This window comes from Paenibacillus sp. FSL R7-0312, from assembly GCF_038004445.1.
Taxonomy (GTDB): Bacteria; Bacillota; Bacilli; order Paenibacillales; family Paenibacillaceae; genus Paenibacillus_AQ.
Genome location: NZ_JBBORE010000001.1, coordinates 1364795 through 1386369 on the forward strand (window position 1 = coordinate 1364795; position 21575 = coordinate 1386369).

Annotated in this window: 22 protein-coding genes and 1 tRNA gene; 21 read left to right on the plus strand and 2 right to left on the minus strand. The window is 50.2% G+C overall.

From position 1 onward, the window contains the following. Positions 1-29 precede the first annotated feature (29 nt). On the plus strand, positions 30-530 hold the full coding sequence (locus MKX70_RS05830) for a DUF4446 family protein (RefSeq protein ID WP_042241229.1): 501 nt from the start codon (positions 30-32) through the stop codon (positions 528-530). Here the strand turns inward: MKX70_RS05830 and yyaC are convergent. Next, positions 502-1110, minus strand: coding sequence for a spore protease YyaC (gene yyaC / locus MKX70_RS05835; RefSeq protein ID WP_340839657.1), 609 nt, complete (start codon positions 1108-1110; stop codon positions 502-504). The genes MKX70_RS05830 and yyaC overlap by 29 nt on opposite strands. A gap of 105 nt (positions 1111-1215) precedes the next feature. On the opposite strand from yyaC, the gene MKX70_RS05840 reads away from it, so the two are divergent. From MKX70_RS05840 to MKX70_RS05855, 4 genes are all read left to right on the plus strand, one after another. Then, positions 1216-1497 carry a DUF3343 domain-containing protein gene (locus MKX70_RS05840; protein ID WP_340839658.1) on the plus strand — a complete coding sequence of 94 codons (282 nt, stop codon included), beginning with the start codon at positions 1216-1218 and terminating at the stop codon, positions 1495-1497. After that, positions 1490-2530: a mechanosensitive ion channel family protein gene (locus MKX70_RS05845; RefSeq protein WP_340839659.1), complete on the plus strand. Its 1041-nt coding sequence runs from the start codon at positions 1490-1492 to the stop codon at positions 2528-2530. Before MKX70_RS05840 ends, MKX70_RS05845 begins: the two co-directional genes overlap by 8 nt. Continuing rightward, positions 2530-2742, plus strand: coding sequence for a DUF951 domain-containing protein (locus tag MKX70_RS05850; protein WP_340839660.1), 213 nt, complete (start codon positions 2530-2532; stop codon positions 2740-2742). Before MKX70_RS05845 ends, MKX70_RS05850 begins: the two co-directional genes overlap by 1 nt. 77 nt (positions 2743-2819) lie before the next feature. Beyond that, positions 2820-2910: transfer RNA gene (locus MKX70_RS05855), tRNA-Ser, on the plus strand. A gap of 346 nt (positions 2911-3256) precedes the next feature. Here the strand turns inward: MKX70_RS05855 and MKX70_RS05860 are convergent. Next, a complete protein-coding gene (locus MKX70_RS05860) occupies positions 3257-3454 on the minus strand; it encodes a YjzC family protein (RefSeq protein ID WP_039295806.1) in 198 nt (65 codons plus the stop codon). Positions 3455-3741: 287 nt separating this feature from the next. Between MKX70_RS05860 and rpsF the strand changes: the two genes are divergently transcribed. The 16 genes from rpsF to MKX70_RS05940 all read left to right on the plus strand — a co-directional run bounded on the left by rpsF (position 3742) and on the right by MKX70_RS05940 (position 21425). Further along, positions 3742-4026 (plus strand): 30S ribosomal protein S6, encoded by a 285-nt coding sequence (gene rpsF / locus MKX70_RS05865; RefSeq protein ID WP_038598251.1) that lies wholly within the window; start codon positions 3742-3744, stop codon positions 4024-4026. 48 nt (positions 4027-4074) lie between these two features. Next, complete coding sequence (ssb, locus tag MKX70_RS05870; RefSeq protein ID WP_039295814.1) at positions 4075-4584, plus strand: single-stranded DNA-binding protein; 510 nt, start codon at positions 4075-4077, stop codon at positions 4582-4584. A 21-nt stretch (positions 4585-4605) separates the two neighbouring features. After that, positions 4606-4878, plus strand: a complete 273-nt coding sequence (gene rpsR / locus MKX70_RS05875) for a 30S ribosomal protein S18 (RefSeq protein ID WP_036699837.1) — start codon at positions 4606-4608, stop codon at positions 4876-4878. 260 nt (positions 4879-5138) lie between these two features. Continuing rightward, positions 5139-5372: a hypothetical protein gene (locus MKX70_RS05880; protein WP_340839661.1), complete on the plus strand. Its 234-nt coding sequence runs from the start codon at positions 5139-5141 to the stop codon at positions 5370-5372. A 457-nt stretch (positions 5373-5829) separates the two neighbouring features. After that, positions 5830-7803 (plus strand): endonuclease MutS2, encoded by a 1974-nt coding sequence (locus MKX70_RS05885; protein ID WP_340839663.1) that lies wholly within the window; start codon positions 5830-5832, stop codon positions 7801-7803. Positions 7804-8032: 229 nt separating this feature from the next. After that, positions 8033-9754: an oligopeptide ABC transporter substrate-binding protein gene (gene opp4A, locus MKX70_RS05890; RefSeq protein WP_340839664.1), complete on the plus strand. Its 1722-nt coding sequence runs from the start codon at positions 8033-8035 to the stop codon at positions 9752-9754. Positions 9755-10149: 395 nt separating this feature from the next. Then, the gene (locus tag MKX70_RS05895) at positions 10150-11196 is read left to right on the plus strand and encodes an LCP family protein (RefSeq protein ID WP_042241211.1); all 1047 of its coding nucleotides are present in this window, start codon (positions 10150-10152) and stop codon (positions 11194-11196) included. 189 nt (positions 11197-11385) lie between these two features. After that, positions 11386-11811, plus strand: coding sequence for a CBS domain-containing protein (locus MKX70_RS05900; RefSeq protein ID WP_039295831.1), 426 nt, complete (start codon positions 11386-11388; stop codon positions 11809-11811). Between the two features lie 248 nt (positions 11812-12059). Next, on the plus strand, positions 12060-12362 hold the full coding sequence (locus MKX70_RS05905) for a MazG-like family protein (RefSeq protein ID WP_171717780.1): 303 nt from the start codon (positions 12060-12062) through the stop codon (positions 12360-12362). A gap of 6 nt (positions 12363-12368) precedes the next feature. Beyond that, a complete protein-coding gene (locus MKX70_RS05910; protein WP_039295837.1) occupies positions 12369-13286 on the plus strand; it encodes a DUF2232 domain-containing protein in 918 nt (305 codons plus the stop codon). A gap of 11 nt (positions 13287-13297) precedes the next feature. Next, complete coding sequence (locus MKX70_RS05915) at positions 13298-15301, plus strand: DHH family phosphoesterase (RefSeq protein ID WP_042241206.1); 2004 nt, start codon at positions 13298-13300, stop codon at positions 15299-15301. Then, complete coding sequence (gene rplI / locus MKX70_RS05920) at positions 15298-15744, plus strand: 50S ribosomal protein L9 (RefSeq protein ID WP_039295840.1); 447 nt, start codon at positions 15298-15300, stop codon at positions 15742-15744. The genes MKX70_RS05915 and rplI overlap by 4 nt, the downstream gene beginning before the upstream one ends. 1 nt (position 15745) lies before the next feature. Further along, entirely contained in the window at positions 15746-17107 is a 1362-nt protein-coding gene (dnaB, locus tag MKX70_RS05925) for a replicative DNA helicase (RefSeq protein ID WP_042140590.1), read from the plus strand. A gap of 332 nt (positions 17108-17439) precedes the next feature. Further along, positions 17440-18726 carry an adenylosuccinate synthase gene (locus MKX70_RS05930; protein WP_340839665.1) on the plus strand — a complete coding sequence of 429 codons (1287 nt, stop codon included), beginning with the start codon at positions 17440-17442 and terminating at the stop codon, positions 18724-18726. A 197-nt stretch (positions 18727-18923) separates the two neighbouring features. Next, the gene (locus MKX70_RS05935; RefSeq protein WP_340839666.1) at positions 18924-19583 is read left to right on the plus strand and encodes a hypothetical protein; all 660 of its coding nucleotides are present in this window, start codon (positions 18924-18926) and stop codon (positions 19581-19583) included. Positions 19584-19880: 297 nt separating this feature from the next. Beyond that, positions 19881-21425, plus strand: a complete 1545-nt coding sequence (locus MKX70_RS05940) for a M23 family metallopeptidase (RefSeq protein ID WP_340839667.1) — start codon at positions 19881-19883, stop codon at positions 21423-21425. The last annotated feature ends 150 nt before the right edge of the window (positions 21426-21575 follow it).

Here is a 21575-nt window from a genome sequence, read left to right on the forward strand (position 1 = left end):
TTTATATTTAGACAAAGGATGGTCCATATATGTCGGAATTAAATGAAGTAATAAGTGAACAGCTGTCGGTGTTCATTATGGGGTTTGCAGTGATAATTATTCTGCTGGCAATTGTTCTGATCATTCAGGGTGCCAAGCTCCGCAAGATGCGGCGCAGATATGAAGCAATGATGACCGGCAATGGCATTGAGGATCTGGAGAGCCTGCTGGTAAACCTGAAGAACCAGGGAGATATGCTGGAGGATGGTCAGCGTGAGCATAAGGCAATGATTGAAGCTGCACAAGCCAAAATGCGGGGGATGAAGTCAAAGGTAGCCATGAAACGCTATAATGCCTTCGGAGAGCGCGGCAATGATCTGAGCTTCTCGCTTGCCATTCTGGATGACAACCATAGCGGAATTGTGCTGAGCAGCCTGCACAACCGCGAGAACTCATATATATACTCCAAGCCGCTTGTAAAGGGAGAGTCGCAGTATCCTCTGTCTCCAGAGGAGAAGGAAGTCATTGCTCTCGCGCTGCAGCAGATCTAGCATGAAGGTTCCATTGCTTAAGTGCGGAGTATAGGCTGGAAGCAATGATATCGGATAATCTCATTACAAGGCTTAATCTCGTATTCTGCAGTACAAAATACTCCATGAAGCCGCCGACATTCACAATGCCAGTCAAATGGATATCGCCTACTGGAGGGAGCTGCTTGTTGACCCCTGCTCCCGGCCGGAGGGGGCCGTCTACGACCTGGATGCAGCCAACACTTGTTGACTGGCCGAGACAGGCATCGATTCCGATGATGAACGGGTTAGGGTGCTTCTGATAAATCAGGGAGAGAGTCTCCTCCAGGTTAACAGCATGAACTGGATCGTCCAGCGTTCCGTAGAGATGGAATAAGGAGCTATGGAAGCGGGCAAGCGCAGTGCCGACCAGCGGTCCAAGTGAATCACCGGTAGAGCGGTCTGTGCCTACACAGACAATAACAATTGGTGTATCTGTACGTGTGCGTGAAAAGTGAAAAAGAAGCCGGTGGGTAATCGCAGAATAGATATCGGGATCAGCATGTGATATTTTTAAACAGGATGGTTCTTGCAGGGATGAAGCTTTAGAAGAGAAATTCATATGATCTTCCTTTCTGTTCTGATGATCCTAGTATATGGATGAAAGTGGCTTTTTATACTATGGCGGCAATAGATAGGACGAAAAGCCCAGAGGGAGGCGTGGAGTGTGGAGGATGAACTGCTGATAGCCTTTGATTCGACCCAGCAGGCGCTGCGCGCTGAGATGCTGCTGGAATATGCGGAGATTGAAATTGATATATTTCCTACACCCAAGGAGATTACAGCCGGTTGCGCCATGTCGATCCAATTCTACCGGAATGCATTGGAAGAGGTGCGGGTCATTGTGGCGGAGCAGAATGTAGAGATACGCGGGATCTTTGCCAAATTAAGTGATGGTATAGGATATGTGGAGGTTGTGGAGAAGGAGGAGCAGAAGCAGGATGAATAACTGGATGCTGGAAGTGACAACACCGGGTCAGGCAGTCGACGAAGTGGTCCGCTTTAAGGATAGAATATGGGAATGGGTAACCAATGCAGATATGTGGGCAACCGTGCTGTTTTCCGGGGTACAGATTCTGCTGCTTTTTCTTGTGACCCGGGTGATTATTAAAGTAGTCTCGGGTGTTATTGACCGTTCCCTGGAGAGGGAGACGCGGGGAAGACGCTTAGCGAATAACCGCCGATTCTCAACAGTAGGCGGACTTATGAAAAATGTGGTTGCCTTCATCTGTAATTTTGTCATGATTATGATGATTCTGTCTGTATTCCAATTCGATCTGAAACCGCTGCTGGCCGGGGCCGGAGTTGTGGGGCTGGCGATAGGGTTCGGCGCACAAAGTTTGGTCAAAGATGTAATTACCGGTTTCTTCATCATCTTCGAGGATCAATTTGCAGTAGGCGATGTCATCCAGAGTGGAACCTATAAAGGTACGGTAGAAATGATTGGCCTGAGAACGACCCGGCTGCTGAGTGCCACAGGGGAAGTGCATATCATACCTAATGGCACGATTGTAAATGTTACGAATTATTCGCTGGCTAATGCTCTGGCGGTGGTGGATGTGCCTGTCAAAATAGAGCGGGGGTTAGAAGCAACTCTTGCACTGATTGGAGAAGCACTTAAGGGGATAGAGGAACGGAACCCCAGTGTAATTAACTACCCCAATGTGCTGGGCATTCAGTCGATGAGTACTTCGGAGTATGTGATCCGGGTGGCGGCTAATTGCATGCCTAACGCCAGGGATTCTGCAGAGCGGCAGATTCAGAGTGATATTAAGCAGGCCCTGGAGCAGCAGAGCGCTTTGGAAGCAGCTAAGGCAGAGCAGGAGGCGCGTGTGCAGGCAGATAGGGAGGCGAGGGAGGCTGAAGCGGCTCAAGAGGAGGGACTCTCTGGAAGCGCCCGTAGAGCCCGTGAGGAGCAGCCGGCAAGTCCGAGAAGACAGATAGCTGCTGCGCAAGAGGGAGAGGAAGGGGAAGAAGAATAATGGAACGTAAAGTATTCGGGCTGGGTGATATTGTACAGATGAAGAAGCCGCATCCCTGCGGAACGAACGAGATGGAGATTATCCGTATGGGGATGGATATCCGGATTAAATGTACCGGCTGTCAGCATAGCGTCCTAATCCCCCGTGCAAAATTCGAAAAAAACATGAAGAAGGTTCTTCGTTCCGCTGAAGGCGGGGGAGAAAACAATTAAGCTTGCTGCAGGAGGCAAAGCGGTAGTGCAAAAAGCTTGCAATTGTAACCTTGGCATGATACAATAATTCTTGCTGCGGAGAGGTACCCAAGAGGCCCAAGGGGGCTGACTCGAAATCAGTTAGGCGTGTCACAGCGTGCGTGGGTTCGAATCCCACCCTCTCCGCCACTTCAGCATTATATACTTTAACTACTATTCCTTCGTTCAGGTGACGAAGGTTTTTTTATTTCTGCATGAAGACATACAAAAAGAGAGACCTTTGCAGGTCTCTCTTCAAGAGGCAGCACATCAATGATGTTCGGAAATCTCTGTCTGTAGCCGCTAAAGTGAAACAGGTTGTGCCAGGCTGCTTTTTTTAGGAGCGGCCTTTACTCTCCCCGGGTTACAATAGTTGCTGATTCAGAATCCCTGTGATTGTGTTCGTCTACGACGTTCAACGGAACCACACCTCTCTTTTGTACTGCCTGAGTATAGTATGTGCAGCCAGACAGGTTTTATACATGCAATTGATTAATTAATGCACGCGTGCTTTCTCGACTTTTTTCCACTTGCGGTTCTGGTTGGAGGTCTCAGGAAACGTGTCTCCCTTCTCCATTTCAATCCGCTTAGGATTCTGGATCTCGGTATGGAAGCTGCGCGCTTCGCCTACTTCTGTATAAACCCCCGGATTGGGGGCTTTATCGCCCTTTTCGTACTCTGTTTTCTCGCCCATAGTATGAAGCCTCCTTCTGTAGAGTGGTGGAGCGGTTATATTGTGGCCTTGCAGAGACATCTTCATGTACATAAATTAACCCCACAAAGTGGGGCGAGCTTTAGCGACTAGTCCGGTGCTTTGCGGGGACCCCGAAAGATGAATACAAGTCCATGATCAGGTGCGTATGAATAAAGCTTGCATTCATCAGTGGGATTTGGTATATTGATTTGGTGCGAGTCTATGTTTGTGCTCGTTCCTTGCTCCTGACGTGATCAGGGGCCTCAGACCATAAGGAGGTGAAAATTATGCGCAAATATGAAGTCATGTACATTATTCGTCCTGACATTGAACAAGAAGCCGTTCAAGCAGCAGTCGAAAAATTCCAAGGCATCATCTCCAACGGCGGAGAAATTACAAAGCACGATGTGCAAGGTAAACGCCGTCTTGCGTATGAGATCAAGAAATTCCGTGATGGCGTTTATGTTTTGGTTAACTTCAATGCAGAACCTGCAGTAGTTACCGAATTGGAACGTCTCATGAAGATTTCCGACGAAGTAATTCGTTATCTCATTACGAACGACGTTGCCTAAGATATTGACAAGCTTTGTAACGAATCGCGCTATAAGGAGGGGATTGAATTGTTGAACCGTATCATTCTGATCGGTCGGTTGACCCGTGACCCGGAACTTCGTTATACTCCCGCTGGTGTTGCCGTAACGCAGTTTACGCTTGCCGTAGACCGCAACTTTACGGGCCAGAACGGTGAACGCGAAGCGGACTTTATCCCGGTAGTAACCTGGAGACAGCTGGCTGAGACCTGTGCCAATTACTTGCGCAAAGGACGACTGGCAGCCGTAGAAGGACGCATCCAAGTACGGAATTACGAGAATAATGAAGGTAAACGTGTATACGTCACTGAAGTTATTGCTGATAATGTCCGATTCCTGGAATCCTCGCAGAACCGTGAAGGCGGAAATGCACCAAGTGGTGGAAGTACTCCCGAAGAGCCTGCCTTTGGTGGCGGCGGTAACGGCGGTAACAGTGCACGCGGAAATAACAATAATTTCTCGCGTAACAACAATACTCAAGATCCTTTTTCGGGCGATGGAAAACCGATCGATATATCGGACGATGATTTGCCATTTTAATAAGGAAGGACTGAACTGAACATGGCTTTTAAACCAAGAGAAGGTGCGGACAACGACAAAAGACCGGCACGTCGTGGTGGACGCAACAAGCGTAAAAAAGTGTGCTACTTCACTGTGAACAAGATTACTCACATTGACTATAAAGACACTGAGCTTCTTAAGAAGTTCATCAGCGAACGCGGAAAGATTTTGCCGCGTCGTGTAACTGGTACAAGTGCAAAATACCAACGCGCTCTGACCATTGCTGTAAAACGCTCGCGTCAAATCGCGCTGCTGCCTTACACAACGGAATAGGACGTTTTATGAAGCAGCCGGCTAAGCCGGCTGCTTTTTTTTCTGAGTGTTGGGAAGTCCCTGCAAAGTGCCTGAATAATCGCCTAAGCTAAGGCCCCACTTTGTGGGGTTATTTTGCCTAAATATATGTATCAGCTATATATCAGCAGCTATCCGAAGATCAGCCCGGCCATTTTTTAGATATGAAAAATTGTATATGCTAACGGAGGAAAGACTGGTTAGTCCATTTAAATTCAACTTGGAGGAATGAACAATGATCAGTGATCAGTGCAAGTTCCGATGATTACGGCAAAGGTGCCAAGACAGAGAATGTAAGTGTTATTCTGGGGCTGGACAATGAAGATGAGATGCGGGCGATTTATGAGAAACTGAGCTCAGAGGGCGGGCAGGTCAGGGTAGAACTGCAAAAAACCTTCTTCGGCGCACTTCATGGACAGGTTGCCGACGGTAAAAACGGAATTACATGGGTAATGAATTGCTCTGCCGGCAATTGACAACCGGATTCCAGATGTAGTAAATTACAGGTATCCTATAACTAAAGGGGAAATATTGATGTTGGTGAGCGTTCTTAACTAAGCAACTTCATATCATTCCGGCAGTAAGCCGCAGCGTGCTCCAATCATTGCAGGAGCATGTCTTGTTAGACTATGTCCAGAGGGCATGTCTGATTAGCCGCGGGCTGTAAGAATGAATGATTTAGTTAAGAACACACGCGAAGCGTCATGATGGCCTCTTTACGGCTATTATTCTCTTTGTGATTAACCGTGCTCTTTGCAGCACGGTTTTTTCTGTTTTCAGGAGTATTCATCCGGCGGGTGGGGACTGTTTCTGAAGCCAAAGAGGAGAATAGCATTCAAAGGAGGGCGAAGACTGCCGCAGTGGCGGGTCTTCGCCCTTTTTGCGTTAGGGAGCAAGCCTGAAATACAGGCATCTATACAAGGAGGAATCAGAGTGAATCTACAGAGTATGAACACCTTGGAATACGAGACAATCAAACAGGAGTTAATGCGCCATGCCGTATCCTATGAAGGGAGAAGATATGTGAGCGAGCTTGCGCCGATGACCTATCTGCCGGCTATACACCGCGCACTGGATGAAGCGGACGAAGCCAAAGAGCTGCTGGAGCGGGGGGCGAGTGTGCCCATTCCGTCACTGGAAGGCATTGAGTGGGTTCTGTCACTGCTTGGAGCGGGTTATCTGTACAATGAGCAGGATTTCACCGCAGTATCCGTATTCCTGCACAGCTGTGGACAGCTGCGTAAGTATATGGCCTCCAAGGAGCAGAGTGCACCGCGTATTGCTGCTTACGGAGCTTCTCTGCAGGAGCTGAGTTCTGTCAGGGATGAGATCGAACGTTGTATCCGGCTGGGTGTTATTGACGATCAGGCCAGTAAAGGACTGGAGCGGGTGCGCAAACGGCTGGCTGTGGCCAAGGATCGTCTGCACCGAAAGCTGGAGAGTATTATGTCGCGCCATAAATCCATCCTCCAGGAGAGTCTGATCAGCATGCGCGGCGGCCGGTATGTGATTCCGGTGAAACGGGAGTATCACAAGCAAATCAAGGGCTCGGTGCTCGATCAGTCGACCAGCGGGCAGACTGTCTTCGTGGAGCCGGACGAGGTGGCCTCCCTTCAAGGAGAGATTGAGCTGTTGTCCGCTGATGAAGCCCGCGAGGAAGGAATCATCCTAAGTATGCTGACAGGGCTGCTAGAGCAGGAACAAGCTGCTCTGCGGCTGAATATTGAAGTAACCGGCACCTATGATTTCATCTTCGCCAAGGGGAAATATGCCAGGGTTCTAAATGCCCGGACTGTCTCACTCAATGAACGCGGCTTCCTGCGGATGAATGGAGGCAGGCATCCTCTGCTCAAGGATATGGTGCCGGTCAGTCTGGAGTTTGGTCAAGGCTACAAATCTCTGATCGTAACCGGCCCCAATACAGGCGGCAAAACGGTAGTACTCAAAACGCTGGGCCTGCTGTCGTTGATGGCGCAATCCGGACTGCTGGTGCCGGTTGCGCCGGGCAGTGATTTTACCGTGTTCAGTAATGTAATTAGCGTAATTGGCGATGGTCAGAGTCTGACGCAGTCGCTCAGTACCTTCTCTGCACAAATGAAGAGTATAGAAAGAATGCTTAGTGATGCCGGCAGAGGCGTACTGCTGCTGATTGATGAGCTGGCGGCAGGTACGGATCCCGGGGAAGGGTTCGCACTGTCGATTGCTATTCTGGAGGAGCTGAACCGTAAAGGCGCTAATATTGTGGTAACCACTCACTTCAACGAACTTAAGGTATTTGCTGCGGCTTCACCGGGATTCCAGAATGCACGGATGGAATTTGATAAAGAGACTCTCCAACCGCTGTACCGGCTGACGATTGGCGAAGCGGGCGAGAGCTATGCCTTGCAGATAGCCGAGCAGCTTGGCATATACAAACCGGTAATTGAGCGCGCCAAACAGCTTGTAGCCGAGCAGCAGGAGCATAGAGGCAGCCTGAAGCCGTGGAATAGCCCTTACAGACAGGAACAGAGTTCAAGAGCTGCTGATGCTGAGAAGAGGAATGCTGCGTCTAAGAGCGGCAATCCGGATCAAAACCGGGATGATGCAGCTGATGCAGGGCACAGCGTGCCGGCGGCGAAGCCCGATTTTGAAGTGGGAGATGCTGTTTACGTCACTACCCTGGGGCGTAATGGCATTGTATACATGAAGCAGGACAGCCGGGGGATGGTCGGAGTGATGATCCAGAAACAGAAAATAACCGTAAACCATAAGCGGTTGAAGCCATACCTGTCCAAAGAGGAGCTATACCCCGAGGATTATGATTTTGATATTATTTTCGAGAGCAAGGATACCCGCAAGAAGCGCAAACTGATGCAGAAGAGGCATGTTGAAGGCCTTAGCATCATACATCCCGAGGAGGAGAAATAAGTGTGATTACTCCAGGAGTCTGCCCGTTAGGGCAGGCTTTTTTCATATATCACGGGGGCTTCAGCAGAGCAAATAGAAATTAAAGGCTTCACTTTAGAGCCAATATTGGTTATCCTCTATTATGTGGCGTATTCAAATGTCCATGAGCTGAACAATCAGAGTTATAGTAAAATTAAGTGTAGAAACCGCTTACATTAACGCGTGATGGAACCCGGGAGGGAAGAAATATATGTCAAAATATATCATCGGCCGGCTAATGCTTCCGCTTATGCTTGCGGTGGCGTTGTCTGCATGCAGCGGGCCAAGCCCGGGCGCCCAGTCTTACATGGCGCGCTTAAGCAAAACAGCCGATGAACCTATAGCAGGCGGGACAGTAACATATGGATATTCATCTGCGTTTCAGGGCAATTTCGAACCGGCCTTTATTGAGGGGGAGGACGATGCGAATGTGCTGGAGTTCACTACGGAAGCCATGTTCAAAGTCAACGATGACTTGTCTACGGCTCCTAACATTGCCACTTGGCAGGAATCTGAGGATCATACGGTATTTACATTCACCATCAAACCCGGAGTCCGCTGGCACAACGGCGATGAGCTGACCGTGGAGGATTGGAAATTTGCCCTGGAGACCATCGCCAGCCCGGATTATCCAGGCTCCAGGTATTATAGCGTGGAAATGATTAAGGGAGCCGAAGCTTATCACCTGGGGGAGGCTAAGGAAATCACCGGACTCAAGGTGATGGACCCGTATACGCTGCGCATTACGATGAATACAGCGCGGGCAAACATGATCGATAATCTGTGGGCCTATCCCATGAACAAGAGGTATTTTGAGGGAGTCACAGTGAAGGATATGCTGGACAGTGATCAGGTGCGTAAGCAGCCTATTGGCACCGGTCCTTTCATGATTAAGGCTATTGTGCCGGGTGAGAGTGTCGAGATGATACGGTTCGATGATTATTATAAAGGGAAAGCTCTGCTGGACGGAATATCCTACAAAGTAATTGACAGCAAGGAAATGACGGCCCTGCTTGAAGCCGGAAGCATTGATATCGGGACCCTTCCGCGGGATGCCTACCAGACTGCAGGCCAGCTGAACAATGTGGAGATCAAAGTGACACCGGGGCTGTCTTATGAATATATAGGGTTCAAGTTCGGACACTGGGATGAAGAGAGCGGCCAAGTGGTGATGGATAACCCAAAATTCCAGGACAAGCGGCTCCGCAAAGCGATGTATTATGCGATTGATCGACAAGGTATTATTGATAAATATTCCTATGGCCTGGGAACACTGATCGAGACCCCTATTCCCAGCTCAAGCTGGGCTAAGATCGATGACCAGGAAATAGATACCTATGCTTATCTTCCGGAGAAGGCAAAAACTTTGCTGGATGAGGCAGGATATCTCGATACGGACGGAGACGGGCTCCGCGAGGACCCAGGCGGTAAAAAATTCACGATTCATTACGACGCTATGTCCGGCAGCAAAACAGCAGAGGCGCGTACTGCAGCGATTCTGCAGAACTGGCATGATGTCGGCCTGGATGTTCAGTTAAACGGCGGCAGCCTGAAGGAGCTGAACAGCTTTTATGAAGCGGTAGAGTCCGATGATCCGTCCGTAGAGCTGTTTAACGGTGTATGGGGGCTGGCGAGCGACCCAGATCCTTCGGGCTTATGGCGGGCAACCGATTCGTGGAATTATCCGCGGTGGACGTCCAAGCGCAGCGAGGAACTTATCCGTGACGGGGTAAGCCTGAAAGCTTACGACCAGGATTTCCGCAAAGAGGTTTATTATGAATGGCAGAAGCTGATTAATGACGAGGTTCCGATGATCTTTTTCTCCGAACGCTCTAATATTACCGCGATTAATGAACGCCTCCAGGGTGTATCTACGAATGCGCTCAGCAATATACGTGATCCGCAGAACTGGTGGATCAAGGAAATGGATTAGTTAAATAATGACGGTCCGATCTGTTGCCTAGGCAGGCAGTGCGGACCGTCATTTTTTATTTATTTTTTGGAAATGAGCATCAAAACGGACTTTCTTGCGTCATATACTTTAAGGAATACAAGCGGCTATCGCGCCGATGCTGTCGTTATTTGTTGTTTCTTTTTAGGTGTGAAGTGATTACAATAGAAATATTGTTTATGTGTCAAAGCAGTTTTCCAGGTTTATTCTACAAATGGAACGACCCGAATCCCGGAAAGGGGGAACCATATCCTTAAGCAGGGCAGCGCATAGCAGCAAGAAGAGCCCAGTCATGACTGTCTGAAAGTTCAGGCAGGCATTGTAAATAGAGCACGGCAATCATATGTACAATCCACCATAAAGAAGGAATTATAATTATGAAAAAAATAAAAAAATTGAAGAAAAGATACATTGCACTCATTGTAGCCCTGGTCATTGTAGCTGGAGGATTTTTGTTCCAGAAGCCGCTCGCGGTGCTGGCCTTTGACCTCTTTTTGTCGGATCAGGTGGAAACCAAGCTGGCGGAAGAATCCTACCAGCCGTTGGAGAATAACGGTACAACTACCACAACGGTTAAACCAGCCCCGGTAGTATTCAAAAGCGACCCGTTCTCTTTAATGCTCCTGGGTACAGACCAGCGGGGCAATGAAGTGGCCCGGTCCGATACAATGATCTATGCTGTTATCCGTCCGGAGGATTATAAGATTCTGCTGATCTCTATCCCCCGTGACACGTACACGGAAATTATCGGGCATGGTGACAATAAGAAGGACAAAATCACGCATGCATATGCTTTTGGCGGCCAGCAAATGGCTAAAGATACCCTGGAAGCACTGCTTGGCCATGATATTCAATATTATGCCACAATTAATTTCCAGGGCCTGAAGGATGCGGTTGACGCTATTGGCGGTGTTCCGCTGCCGATCAAGAAGGATATTGTCAACAAAGGTGCAGATCATGAGAAATTCACCATTAAGGCCAATAAGTCGAATTACAGTGGTGAAGAGGCGCTTAACTACACCCGTTACCGTGAGGATAGCGATTTCAACCGGACCAAACGCCAGCAGGTATTTATCGATGTGGTAGCGAATAAAATGTTATCAATCAGCCAAATCGGCAACATCCCGGAGTTGCTGGATATTATGGGTGATAATTTCAAAACAGACATACAGCCTTCCACGATTATCAGTCTGGCCAAGAAATTCATGGGCGGCAAGGATATGGATATCTCCAGCTTCACGGTGATGGGCGAAGGCGAACGCATCAATGGCGTGTATTACGATATTGTTGATGAAGAGGATCTGAGCGAAGCTAAGGCCATGATCGATAACTGGATGAATGCCAGCACACCAGTGGACCAGCTAATTGAACCAGGCAAAGCAGAGAATGCCCTGGAGCCTGCGGCTACAGCTACAGCCCAGTAAGGGCGGACACGTACTTTCTGTCCCGCATAAAAACAGCAGCCATTCGCAAGGTTAATGGCTGCTGTTTATTGTCTTCATGGTATAATGAAGTGGAACGAATTGCTGTCTCAGGCGTATAACTACGGTGGGCCTTGCAGCACGGAAGGGTAGAGCATCATTCCTTCGGAACTCTTTGAGGAGGATCAAGAGATGAATATTGCGTTTTTTTTACTTCCGAAACAGGAGGTAGCTTGCGTTACACTGGATTCGACGCTGCGCCAGACCTTGGAACGGATGGAGTTTCACCGCTATACCGCAGTGCCGATTCTGAACCGGAACGGGGAATATGCCGGAACAGTCACAGAAGGTGATTTGCTCTGGTACATGAAGGAGTCGGGCGGCGCCGTTACTTTTGAGAATGCTTCCAAATATCTGCTTAAGGATGTACCGCTGCGGATGAACAATCTGCCGGTATCCATTGATGCGGATATGGAGGACTTGATTAACCTGGCCAAAGTACAGAACTTTGTACCTGTAGTTGACGACATGAAACGGTTCATTGGTATTGTGCGCCGGAGTCAGATCATCGAATATTGCGAAAAGGTTGTCTCGCGACAATCCCAGGAATCGTTATAACCTCATCCATATGGCGACAAATGCTTAAGGAACCAAGGCCTGTATTTCCGGCGTAACGGAATGCGGGCCTTTTTTGAAAGGCAGGCTGTGGATACCTGCCGGTATGCCTGTAAAGTCCAGGAATCACACCCGGTTGTAAGGCTCCGCCATGCGGATGATCCGGGAGGCTGGCGTCCGTGTGGCTCGGAAATATTTATGCTATAATGGAGAATAATGCTTTTTGCCGGAGGTAGAGAGACGTGCCCAATGTGCCGAAGGACCTGGACGTGGCCAAACGCGCCAAGGTAATTGAGTGGTTAAAGACTGAAGTAATCGATCAAGTCTCACGGTTATTCAAAGCGTTGTGGGAAGGCAGTACCGCCCGTGTAGGCGACAGCCTGGCCAGCCTGATTATGAGCTCATATATATTGGGGCGCAGACTTGGTATCCCTTATCGTGAACTGGATGACTTGCTCATGGAGAAGCTGAGGAAGCATAGGCAGGAAGGCCATCAGCTGGAAGAATGGTACCAGGATATATCTGCACTAGAAGAACATATGCGTAAGAGGTGAATACTGTTGAAATTTCGCTGGACATCTGTGGCTTGGAGCATAGCTTATCTGCTGCTGCTGTTATCCCTGTCCACCCCATTGCTGCTTATCACGACGCTCTTTATGATTATCCCGGCCATTGTGCTCTTTACGACGCTTAGCACGAAGCAGTTTATTCTGCATATAGTGCCGGTCCTGCTGATTGTGGGCCTGATTACACCGTTTTACGTATTGATAGCCATTTATTTCCTGATACCGGCCCTTGTAATGGGACGCCGGTATAAGAAACGCGCCTCTGCGATGTCTACGCTAATTGCCGGTATGGTCGCAGTATTAGGTGAATTCCTGCTGATTCTGTTAATCAGCACTACGTTCCTGCAGTTTAACTTGTACGATTATGTATACGATGTTCTGCAGACTTATACGGACTGGCTGGCCACTATGGGGGCAAGCAATCCTCTGCTCTCCGAGATCACTATCTCATCGGATCAGATTGGCATGATGAGCTGGATGACCATCCAGGCTATTCCGATGACGCTCATCCTCAGCGCATTCATCATAGCTGTCATTACGCATTCCATTGTCCGTCCGATTCTGAACAGCATGGAATACGCGGTGCCAAGACTGAAGCCTGCACGGGAGTGGAGACTGTCCAGAGCCTTCATCTGGTATTATCTGCTCGGTGTAGTGCTCAGCCTGCTCTTCGGCGGTGCGGACAGCGGCTTCATGCTGATGGTCTCGGCCAATCTGCTGCCGCTGCTGCAAATCGCATTCAAGATTCAAACCATCGGTTTCCTCTTCTTCCTGATACATGAACGGAAGTGGAGCAAGATAGTAGCGCTGCTGCTGGCGATACCTGTTATCGTCCTGCCGGGATTCTGGATTATCGGTGTTGTCGATCTGGCGTTTCCGCTGCGGGAGCTTGTGAAGAAATCGAAACGATAGGGTGAGAGCTCATGCCAAAATTTCTGCAAAGACGCTGGCACGGGTATCATACCGTGTGGGCGTTCTTGCTGCTGCTGGTCCTGATTATAGTGGTCAGTATCTATAACTGGGTCCTCGGTGTTGCCAGCCTCTTTCTGGCCGGCACATTGTGTTTCACCATGCTGCAGGCCGAGCTGTCGTTCCGCCGCAACCTTGTAGATTATATTAACGGCCTCTCCTTCCGCATTAAACGGGTGGAAGGTGAGGCTGTAAGTATGCTTCCCTTAGGGATTATCCTGTACAGTGAGGACCGTACAGTGGAGTGGAATAACCGCAATGCCAGCCAAATCTTCACCCGCAAGACTCTTGTGGGTGAAGATATGCAAGAGCTGATGCCTGATGTCATTGCCTCTCTGAAGAATATACCGCAGAAGCGCGAACCTGCCAAAGACGGTGCGCTGAAGGATCACCGCCAGGAGATCACGGTCGATGACCGCTATTATCAGGTGGTGGTGATTCCAAGTGAACGTCTGCTCTATCTCTACGATATCACTGAGCTGGTGGTCCTGCGTGAGCGGTATGAGGAAGAAAAGCTGGCGATCGGTATTGTAATGATGGACAATCTGGATGAAGCAGCCCAGGGAATGGACGATCAGCAGCGCACGTCACTGATCGCGAAGGTAGCCAGCGAGATTACGGAGTGGAGCAAACAGTTTGAAGTCTATCTGCGCCGCCTGTCCTCAGAGCGGTATCTGATGCTGCTGAATCACCGCAGTCTCCAGGCGCTGGAGGAGAGCCGGTTCGTTGTACTAGATGAGGTCCGCGAGATGACGGCTGATCTCAAGGTGCCGATGACGCTCAGCATAGGCCTTGCCTATGGCTCGGAATCGGCCAGTGAGCTCGGAGCTCTTGCCCAGTCGAGTCTGGATATGGCACTGGGCCGAGGCGGCGATCAGGCGGCTGTGAAGGCGGGCCAGCGGCTCTCCTTTTACGGCGGCAAGAGCAATGCCGCAGAGAAACGGACGAGGGTACGGGCAAGGGTGATCGCCCATGCCCTGCGCGATTTGATGCAGGAGAGCGACCGGGTGCTGATTATGGGGCACCGGGTGCCTGATATCGACGCTGTAGGTGCAGCAATCGGCCTGCTCAAGGCTGCGCAGATGTACAACGTGGAAGCCAGTATTGTAATGGAGACGCCGAATCCGTCCATTACCCGCATGATGGAGCAGATCCGTAAGGATGAAGCGCTATACAAGACCTTCATCACGACAGAGCAGGCGCTGCAGGTCATGACAGAGCATACGCTGCTGATCGTTGTAGATACACATAAGGCTTCCATGACCATGGAGCCGCGGCTGGTGCAATACGCCAGCCGGATCGTCGTAGTAGATCATCACCGCCGGGGAGAAGAGTTCATCAATGATGCAGTGCTCGTGTATCTGGAGCCTTATGCATCTTCAACCTGTGAGCTGGTGACCGAACTGCTGCAGTATATTCACGACAAGATCAAGCTCAGTCCGCTGGAGGCTACCATGCTGCTGGCGGGCATTACGGTCGATACGAAGCATTTCGCACTGCATACCGGGTCGCGGACCTTCGAGGCAGCCGGCTTCCTGAGGCGTATCGGGGCAGATACGATTCTGATTCAGCGCATGCTGAAGGAGGATCTGCAGGAGTACATCTCCAAGGCGGAGATTATCAAGCATGCGCGGATGGTATACGATCATATCGCGCTGGTGGTTACTGCGCCGGGAATGAAAATTCCACAGCTGCTGATTGCCCAGACGGCGGATACGCTGCTGGGGATGACCAATGTGGTTGCCTCATTCGTGATCAGTGAGCGGCCTGACGGACTGATCGGCATCAGTGCCCGGTCACTGGGGCGGATGAATGTACAAGTGGTTATGGAGAAGCTGGGCGGCGGCGGACATCTGTCCAACGCGGCTGTACAGCTTGAAGGAACCAGCAAGGAAGCAGAAGCCAGACTGCTTGCAGTACTGGCTGAAATTGAAGCGAAAGAGGGGCTATTCGAATGAAGGTCATTTTCATCAAGGATGTTAAGGGTCAAGGCAAGAAGGGGCAGGTTAAAGAGGTATCGGAAGGTTATGCAGCCAACTTCCTGCTGCCGCGCGGACTGGTTCGTCCGGCTACCGATGGCAATGTGAAGACGCTGGAGAACCAGGCGGCAGCGGAACAGCGCCGTAAGGACCAGGAGAAAGAGGAAGCTGTTCAGCTCGGCAAGAAGATTGATGAGCTGACCCTGACGCTGAAGGCCAAAGCCGGCGAAGGCGGCCGTCTGTTCGGGGCAATCACCAGCAAACAGATCGGCGAAACGCTGGCCGCTACGCAGGGAATCGTGATCGACAAGCGCAAGATTGAGCTGAGCGATCCGATCCGCCATGTAGGCACGTTCCAGGTAACAGTGAAGCTGCACACTGAAGTAAAGGCTAACCTCACGGTGCAGGTAACGGAGGAGTAGAATGGGTGGAGATCTCTTTTTCGATCGGGTTCCCCCGCAGAATCTAGAGGCAGAACAGGCCGTACTAGGTGCGGTTCTGCTGTCGGATGAAGCGCTTATTACCGCGATGGAGCGGGTGAATACCGAAGACTTCTACGACAAACCGCATCAGATGATATTTGAGGCGATGGTGCAGCTCGGAGAAGAGAGCCAGCCGATTGATCTGATTACATTGACATCCCGGCTCCAGGACAAGGGTGAGCTTGAGGATGTCGGCGGTGTCAGCTATTTGGCTAAGCTGGCGCATGCAGTACCGACTGCGGCCAACGTCGACTATTATGCACAGATTATAGAAGAGAAGGCGATGCTGCGGCGGCTGATCCGTACAGCAACGCAGATTGTCAGCGAAGGTTATACGGGCGGCGAAGATGTAGGCATCATGCTGAGTGATGCCGAGCGGCGGATCCTCGAGATCTCTAACCGCCGCAGCGGCAGCGGGTTCATTGCCATCCGCGATGTGCTGATGCAGGTATTCGACCGGGTGGAGCTGCTCCATCAGAACAAGGGCGGCACTTCGGGGATTCCGTCCGGTTTTGCCGATCTTGACCATATGACGAACGGTTTCCAGCGTAACGACTTAATCATTGTGGCTGCCCGTCCATCCGTAGGGAAGACGGCATTCGCCTTGAATATTGCCCAGAATGTTGCGGTCCGTGCCAAAGAGACCGTAGCGATCTTCAGTCTGGAAATGTCCGCGCCCCAGCTGGTACAGCGTATGATCTGCGCAGAAGCCAATCTGGACGCCAATATTATGCGTACCGGTGATTTCAAAAGCGATGATGACTGGTCCAAGCTGACCATGGGGATCCAGTCGTTGTCTGAGGCTGAAATTTATATCGACGATACACCGGGGGTTACCGTTACAGATATCCGCGCGAAATGCCGCCGGCTGAAGAAGGAAAAAGGCCTCGGTATGATCGTCATCGACTACCTGCAGCTGATCCAGGGCCGCGGCAAGGCCGGAGAGAACCGCCAGCAGGAAGTATCCGAAATCTCCCGTACCCTGAAGCAGATTGCCCGTGAGCTTGATGTTCCGGTTATTGCCCTGTCCCAGCTCAGCCGTGGTGTGGAGCAGCGTCAGGACAAACGGCCGATGATGAGTGACCTTCGTGAATCGGGTTCGATCGAGCAGGATGCCGATATCGTAGCGTTCCTGTACCGTGACGATTACTACAATCAGGATACCGAGAAGAAGAATATTATTGAAATCATCATCGCCAAACAGCGTAACGGTCCCGTAGGCACGGTAGAGCTGGTGTTCCTCAAGAACTTTAACAAGTTCGTCAACTACGAGCGGGCACATGCGGAACCGTTCGCAGGTTAGGCGAATTTCGCACAATACACGAACGATCGCACATATTCAACTGCGATCGTTCGTTTTTATTTGACTTTAAAAAGTGCCGCTGTTACACTGATTATTGTGCTTTGGCGGGCTGGCCCGCCCTGGTGTCCGGGGGGCTGCGTACATAAGAAGTCCGTACAGAGCCCATATTACAAGTGGAAACAGCTTCGCTGTCCTTATAAAGGGACGGTGGGTTTCAGCGTGGAAATAGAAGGGAAATTTATAGCTTAATCATGATAATTTATAGCGTGAGCATATAAATTCTTCTATTTTGAAAAATAATGGTGCTTGCTAGCACCTACGGAGGAATGAACATGTCAACGGTAGTCGTCGTGGGAACACAATGGGGAGACGAAGGCAAAGGAAAGATCACGGATTTTCTGGCAGAGAGTGCAGATGTGGTCGCTCGGTATCAAGGGGGTAACAATGCCGGTCACACGATTCTGATTGACGGAAAGAAGTTCAAGCTGAGCTTGATTCCATCAGGTGTATTTTATAAAGAGAAAACTTGTGTTATCGGCAACGGAATGGTTATCAATCCAGAAGCCCTGATTCAAGAAATTAATTATATTCATGAGAATGGCTTTGATACAAAGAACCTCGTGATCAGCGACCGTGCCCATGTCATTATGCCATATCATATGCTGCTGGACGCGCTTGAAGAAGACCGCAAGGGTCCGAACAAAATCGGAACAACACGCAAGGGTATCGGCCCGTGCTACATGGATAAAGCGGCCCGTAACGGTATCCGTATTGCCGATCTGATGGATGCCGAGGAATTCGAACTGAGACTCCGTCCATTAATGGAAGAGAAGAATCAGGTCATCACTCAGGTATACGGAGCGGAACCCCTGAATGTAGAAGAAATTCTGACCAAATATCTGGAGTATGCTGAAGTGCTGCGCGGTTATGTGACGGATACTTCGGTGGTGCTGAATGATGCTATTGATGCAGAGTCCAGAGTATTGTTCGAGGGTGCACAGGGTGTAATGCTTGATATCGACCAAGGGACTTATCCGTTCGTAACTTCTTCGAATCCATCGGCAGGCGGGGTCTGCATCGGTTCGGGCGTTGGCCCGTCCAAGATCAAACAGGTTATTGGGGTGGCTAAAGCTTACACTACCCGTGTGGGCGACGGTCCCTTCCCTACAGAATTGAACGATGCTACTGGTGATTATATCCGCGAAACAGGCCATGAGTACGGTACTGTAACCGGACGCGCACGCCGCGTGGGCTGGTTCGACAGTGTGGTTGTGCGTCACGCCCGCCGCGTCAGCGGAATCACAGGCCTGTCCCTGAACTCACTGGACGTGCTGAGCGGCCTTGAAACCGTCAAGATCTGCACAGGCTACAAGTTCCGCGGAGAGATCATTACGCATTACCCGGCCAGCCTCAAAATGCTGGCGGAATGCGAAGCTGTCTATGAAGAGCTTCCAGGCTGGAGCGAGGATATTACTTCGGCGAAGACACTGGAAGATCTGCCGGCTAACACACGCAAATATGTAGAACGCGTATCCGAGCTGACGGGTATTCCTATCTCCATCTTCTCCGTAGGCCGTAACCGGGAACAGACGAATCAGGTATTGCCAATCTATATCTAGAATGAAGCAGAATGAATATGGATTACAGGAGCAGGGGCCTCGGGAGAGGCTCCTGTTTTTGTATGTTTGCGGCCGATAGCCTGCTTTTCTATGGATCATGGACGTTTCCCGGGCCGGGTTCTAGTCAATACTGAGAGAATAGGATCAACAAGGACTGATTCTCCGGAGATGGAATAGAGCAAGGGCATAAGGGAGCGATGATGATGAAATTAGTGAAACGGGCGCTTAGCGTATGCCTGATTGTTGTGCTGGCCAGCGGGCTGTCCATGCTGACGACTGCGTATGTGGTCAATACGTATATTCAGTCGGTACTGGCGGGGTTTGATATTAAGGTCGATGGGCCAGAGCCGGGCATGCTTGGCTTCGTGAAAAGTCTGACGGGGATGGGAAGCAGCAGCGGTGCCACAACCAAAGGTGCTGAGGATTCCATTAAAGAGGCAGACTCAAGCAAGGTGGACGGAGAAAAAGGAACTGAAGGAGAACCCCCTGCGAGTGACACTGGGGATACGGTAGACGAAACGGTGCCGGAGGATGCGCTGCCTGTAATGGGACAAGCGGCGGCCGGAGAAGAACAGAGTGACAGTGCGCTGGATCAGGAGCTGGTGATGACGCCAGGCGCAATCAATGACTTGAAGGAGAATCTTCCTGCGGATGAGAAATCCAATATCTTCAATATTCTAATGAATAAGCTTCCGCAGGAGGAAATGCTAAAAATTTCCTCTGCTATGGAAGGCGGGTTGACAGAGAGTGAAGTAAAGGAACTGCAGGAGATCATTGCAAGGTATGTGGATGAGGCTGAATATGAGTCCTTAATGAAAATGCTTACACCTGATTCTGCGCCCTCCACGCAAAATTAAAAAATGTCACTTTTTGGACACGATATATCTGTTTAAAACGCATAATTTTGGATTAAACCCGCGATTTTCGCGGGTTTTGTTGTGTGAAGAAAGTTGAAATTTTTCTTCAGGCTATGGTACAGTAAAAAAGGACTATGAGGGGTTAATATTTTGTAACCTTTTCCGGGCCCAAAAAAGCAGCAATATTCATACTCATGCAAACAGATAAATAGATGACGTACAACATATAAAAGGGGCTCTAAAAATAAGTTTATCCGCTAAGGCGGACCGTATGGGCGGACTGAAAGGGAGAGTTTCATGAAAGGATTTAAGTTTATGCGCCGGACGGGGAAACTGCGGAACAGTGAAGAAACATCCGCAGGTTCCGGTGCAGCAGGTCAACAGGGCAATAGCACTGCTAGCGAAACCCGGGTCTTTCATCCCGAAACCAAACCACGCAGACTCCGGCGTTCATGGATTGTAGCTACTGCCGGTCTGGTTCTTCTGACCACTTTCTTAGTCGGAGCGGAGAAGAAGCATGTTGCGGCGAATACAGTAACCTACTACAAGGTGCTGGTGAAAGGCGAAGAGATCGGAACTTTAAGTCAGGAATCAGACCTTAACAAGCTATTTGAAGCGAAGAGACGGGAATATCAGCTTAAATATCCTGATTCCGTCATGGTGCTGCAAACCAGCGGTATCACAACAGAGGCGCTGGAGGCTTACAAGCCTGAGATTGACAGCGAAGCTACACTGGACAAGCTGGACGGCATGCTCAAAGCTTATGCGGTAGGTGTAGAATTAACAGTCGACGGCAAGTCGCTCGGGATCGTGAAGGATCAGGAGACGGCGGCCGCGGTACTTGAGGCCGTGAAGGCGCATTACACTCCGCAGGCTGCTGTCACTGACGCGAAGCTGAAGAAGACGGCGGCCAAGACGACAGCATCAGCGTCAGCTAATGCAGACAAAGTGGAATCGGCGGCTATCCGCGAGGAAGTCAGCATTGTTCCGGTCAAGGCAGACCCCAATAAGGTGCTTAGTGTAGAGGATGCAGTGAAGGTGCTGACTGAAGGCAAGGAAGAGCCTCTGGTCTACTCGGTTCAAGAAGGCGACACGGTCTCTGCGATCGCATCCAGATTCCAGATTACCCAGGCAGATATCTTCCGCAACAACCCTGCGGTCAAGGAGCTCAGCCTGCAGATCGGCGATCAATTGCAGCTGACGGTTCCCCAGCCTGATCTTACGGTCGTGACTGTAGAGCAGGTAACCGAACAGGTGGTTACAGAGCCTGAAGTTATTGTACGCAAAAGTGATCAACTGCCAGCAGGGAAGCGAAAGGTGGTCCGTGCCGGTCAGACGGGACTTAAGACGATGCAATACAGGCTGACCAAAGAAAATGGACTGGTTGTCAAAGAAGAGTGGCTAGGGCAGACGGTTGTGAAGGCTTCGCTGCCTGAAGTGGTCTACTCGGGTACAAAGGTTGTCGGCGAAGGAACGGGAATGTTCGCCTGGCCGGTTACCGGAGCTACGATATCCAGCAGTTACGGCGAGCGTTGGGGGCGTGCACATAAGGGACTGGATATTGTATCCGGCAACCGTACGATCAAAGCTGCTGATGCCGGTACGGTAAGCTTTGCCGGTGTGCAGAGCGGTTACGGTAATGTGGTTATCGTCAATCACAACAACGGATACGTTACTTACTACGGACATTTAAGCAGAATCTCCGTTTCTGTCGGACAGAAGCTTGGACAGGGCAGCCAAATTGGAATTATGGGCAGTACAGGCCGCTCCACCGGAACACATCTGCATTTCGAAATCCGCAAGAATGGAACAGCGGTCAATCCAATGAAATATCTGAAATAATATATAATTTTTAAGCTCCGCTAATATAATGACCAGCCGTCCGGATGATTTCGGGCGGTTTTTATTTAGAAATATAAGAATGTACAGGTTTCATACGATGTGACGCCCGGACAGGTATGTTAAAATAAAGGAATCAAGGACTCGAGTATC

What these genes read in the sequence shown, in the direction of transcription:
- MKX70_RS05830 (WP_042241229.1), top strand. Translation starts at nt 30, where the DNA reads ATGTCGGAATTAAATGAAGTAATAAGTGAACAGCTGTCGGTGTTCATT.
- yyaC (WP_340839657.1), bottom strand. Translation starts at nt 1,110, where the DNA reads ATGAATTTCTCTTCTAAAGCTTCATCCCTGCAAGAACCATCCTGTTTA.
- MKX70_RS05845 (WP_340839659.1), top strand. Translation starts at nt 1,490, where the DNA reads ATGAATAACTGGATGCTGGAAGTGACAACACCGGGTCAGGCAGTCGAC.
- MKX70_RS05850 (WP_340839660.1), top strand. Translation starts at nt 2,530, where the DNA reads ATGGAACGTAAAGTATTCGGGCTGGGTGATATTGTACAGATGAAGAAG.
- MKX70_RS05860 (WP_039295806.1), bottom strand. Translation starts at nt 3,454, where the DNA reads ATGGGCGAGAAAACAGAGTACGAAAAGGGCGATAAAGCCCCCAATCCG.
- rpsF (WP_038598251.1), top strand. Translation starts at nt 3,742, where the DNA reads ATGCGCAAATATGAAGTCATGTACATTATTCGTCCTGACATTGAACAA.
- rpsR (WP_036699837.1), top strand. Translation starts at nt 4,606, where the DNA reads ATGGCTTTTAAACCAAGAGAAGGTGCGGACAACGACAAAAGACCGGCA.
- opp4A (WP_340839664.1), top strand. Translation starts at nt 8,033, where the DNA reads ATGTCAAAATATATCATCGGCCGGCTAATGCTTCCGCTTATGCTTGCG.
- MKX70_RS05895 (WP_042241211.1), top strand. Translation starts at nt 10,150, where the DNA reads ATGAAAAAAATAAAAAAATTGAAGAAAAGATACATTGCACTCATTGTA.
- MKX70_RS05900 (WP_039295831.1), top strand. Translation starts at nt 11,386, where the DNA reads ATGAATATTGCGTTTTTTTTACTTCCGAAACAGGAGGTAGCTTGCGTT.
- MKX70_RS05915 (WP_042241206.1), top strand. Translation starts at nt 13,298, where the DNA reads ATGCCAAAATTTCTGCAAAGACGCTGGCACGGGTATCATACCGTGTGG.
- rplI (WP_039295840.1), top strand. Translation starts at nt 15,298, where the DNA reads ATGAAGGTCATTTTCATCAAGGATGTTAAGGGTCAAGGCAAGAAGGGG.
- dnaB (WP_042140590.1), top strand. Translation starts at nt 15,746, where the DNA reads ATGGGTGGAGATCTCTTTTTCGATCGGGTTCCCCCGCAGAATCTAGAG.
- MKX70_RS05930 (WP_340839665.1), top strand. Translation starts at nt 17,440, where the DNA reads ATGTCAACGGTAGTCGTCGTGGGAACACAATGGGGAGACGAAGGCAAA.
- MKX70_RS05935 (WP_340839666.1), top strand. Translation starts at nt 18,924, where the DNA reads ATGATGATGAAATTAGTGAAACGGGCGCTTAGCGTATGCCTGATTGTT.
- MKX70_RS05940 (WP_340839667.1), top strand. Translation starts at nt 19,881, where the DNA reads ATGAAAGGATTTAAGTTTATGCGCCGGACGGGGAAACTGCGGAACAGT.